Below are 2,324 nucleotides of genomic sequence, written 5' to 3' on the forward strand. Positions count from 1 at the left end.
CCCTATATCTGTATAGCCATTATTAGTTGTTGCTAATTTTTGCTTGATTATATCGGCTTGGATCGTAACACCTATATGGTTGGCTTGTGCTGTAATATCAGTTGCTGTACTGTAATCTTTTCCATCTTTAGTAAATCCTGAGTTTCTTAAGTAACACCAAAGAATTGTTGTCATTCCGAGTTCATGGGCTCTTTCAAACGCAGCGGCTATTTCTGAAATTTGTCTGCCAGATTCCTCTGATCCAAAATAGATAGTTGCACCAACTGCTGTAGCACCCAAGTTCCAGGCTTCATCTACACTTCCAAAAGGAATTTGATCGAATGTAGCCGGATGGGTAAGTAATTCGTTGTGATTTATTTTTACTATAAATGGGATTTTATGTGCATACTTTCTAGAGCACGATGCAAGTACTCCAAATGTAGAAGCTACAGCATTACAACCACCTTCTATAGCAAGTTTTACAATGTTTTCTGGGTCAAAGTAGATTGGGTTTGGAGCGAAAGAAGCACCACCTGAATGCTCTATTCCTTGATCAACAGGAAGGATAGATACATAACCAGTACCAGCTAAACGTCCATTGTTGTAAATAGAATTTAAGCCGCGAATAGTTTGTGGGCTTCTGTTGGTATATACGAATGTGTCGTTTATGAAATCTGGACCAGGTGATGTAATCATTGATTGGTCTATTGTATTGCATTTGTGCTCTAATAGGTCTGTAGCACTGTCGCCTAGGATGTCAACAATTTTGTTGTAGGACATATTCGAAAGAATTAGTTGGTTAATTTCAGCAAATTTATAAACTCTTGGTAACAATTACTCCCAACTATCTATTTATTTGATGTGTCAAATTGAATTCTTATTTGATAGTATATCTTAGCATTCTAATTTATGATTGTCTAATTGTCTACCTAATGTTGAGTAAAAACAGAATTTCGCTGATAAAATCTTTGAGCAAAAGGAAAATAAGGAAGAGGGAAGGGCTATTCGTTGTAGAAGGAGAGAAGTCGGTAGTTGGGTTATTGCATTCATCATTCGTTTTAGATAGTTTGTATGTAATAGACCAAGTGTTAGGACTTGATATTGAAGATAAATCAAGATTCCATCTGATCTCAAATTCGGATATGGAAAAGATTAGTTTATTGAAAACACCAAGTTCTCTATTAGCTGTATTTAAAATTCCATCTTGGAATTGGAAAGAGGAAGACGTTCTTGCAGAATTTTCAATTGCATTGGATTCAGTACGTGATCCGGGAAACTTAGGAACGATAGTGAGAATAGCCGATTGGTTCGGAATTGAAAATATATTCTGCTCGGAGGATTGCGTAGATGTATTTAATCCAAAGTGTGTTATGTCTACCATGGGTTCTATCTCTCGAGTTAAAGTGCATTACGTTAATTTGAACTCTTTTGCTGAGAAGTTAAAAGAAGCTGAAGACTATAATATCTATGTAACTGCTATGAATGGTGATGATATTCGTTCTGAGAAAAAAGCAAAAAGAGGATTATTAGTATTGGGTAATGAGGCGAATGGCGTTTCTCAAAGTATTATGGATAGCGCGTCAAAGAAAATAGGAATAGTTGGTGCTCAAAGAGAAGGTGGAGAAACTACAGAATCGTTAAATGTTGCCGTTGCAACTTCAATTTGCTGCTTTCAACTAGTTGATTTCTAACCTTAGAAAATCCGTCTTAATTCGCTCTTTAATTGATTGATTGCAATGTCAGTGGGATTAGATTTGACTTCAGCGATCAATTTGAAAATATTCTTGCTTAGGTCTAGTGCAGTGGCTTTATCGCCCATTTTTGTTGAACTAATGTTAACTAAACGAATCATATCATCTTTCGCTTTTTTAACGGAATCCCAAGTTTCATTAGAAACATATAATTGTTGCGTTAGGTTGTGCTCATATTCATTCCTAATTGCTCCAATTAGGGCTTTGTGTAGTTGAGCGGCAGTCATTCCTTTTCTGCTCATTCGCATAACAATACTGTTTGGAGAAATTCTCTCCAAAAAGAGAGTGATTCTTTCAAAAGCTTGCAACCGAAGAGGAATACCCGTCTTGTTCATATCTCTCTTTATCTCAAGAAGAAGTTTTTTTTGTTCGAAGTCCAAGAATTTTTTAATGGAAATAAATCCTGCTGCAAAAACAATGATTGCTGGTACAATGAATTTTAATAAGTCAATTATGAAATCTTCCATGTTTGCTGGTAATGTGTGACACAAATATCGTAAATATTACACTAACCTAATTTGAAAACGAAAGAATAGAGAGTTGTATATTTGCGCTCCTAACCAATTATCGTATGGGCACCAAAGTTACACCGTA

Annotated in this window: 3 protein-coding genes; 1 reads left to right on the plus strand and 2 read right to left on the minus strand. The window is 35.7% G+C overall.

The genetic code is table 11. From position 1 onward, the window contains the following. Positions 1-759, minus strand: a 759-nt coding sequence (locus tag HRT72_06715) for a class I fructose-bisphosphate aldolase (protein ID NQY67400.1), incomplete at its 3' end; no start/stop codon positions are given. Positions 760-911: 152 nt separating this feature from the next. Between HRT72_06715 and HRT72_06720 the strand changes: the two genes are divergently transcribed. Next, on the plus strand, positions 912-1,670 hold the full coding sequence (locus HRT72_06720; protein ID NQY67401.1) for an RNA methyltransferase: 759 nt from the start codon (positions 912-914) through the stop codon (positions 1,668-1,670). 2 nt (positions 1,671-1,672) lie between these two features. Here HRT72_06720 and HRT72_06725 read toward each other — a convergent pair whose 3' ends face one another. After that, positions 1,673-2,197 (minus strand): hypothetical protein, encoded by a 525-nt coding sequence (locus HRT72_06725; GenBank protein NQY67402.1) that lies wholly within the window; start codon positions 2,195-2,197, stop codon positions 1,673-1,675. Positions 2,198-2,324: the final 127 nt, after the last annotated feature.

This window comes from Flavobacteriales bacterium (assembly GCA_013214975.1).
Lineage (GTDB): Bacteria > Bacteroidota > Bacteroidia > DT-38 > DT-38 > DT-38.

What these genes read in the sequence shown, in the direction of transcription:
- HRT72_06720 (NQY67401.1), top strand. Translation starts at nt 912, where the DNA reads ATGTTGAGTAAAAACAGAATTTCGCTGATAAAATCTTTGAGCAAAAGG.
- HRT72_06725 (NQY67402.1), bottom strand. Translation starts at nt 2,197, where the DNA reads ATGGAAGATTTCATAATTGACTTATTAAAATTCATTGTACCAGCAATC.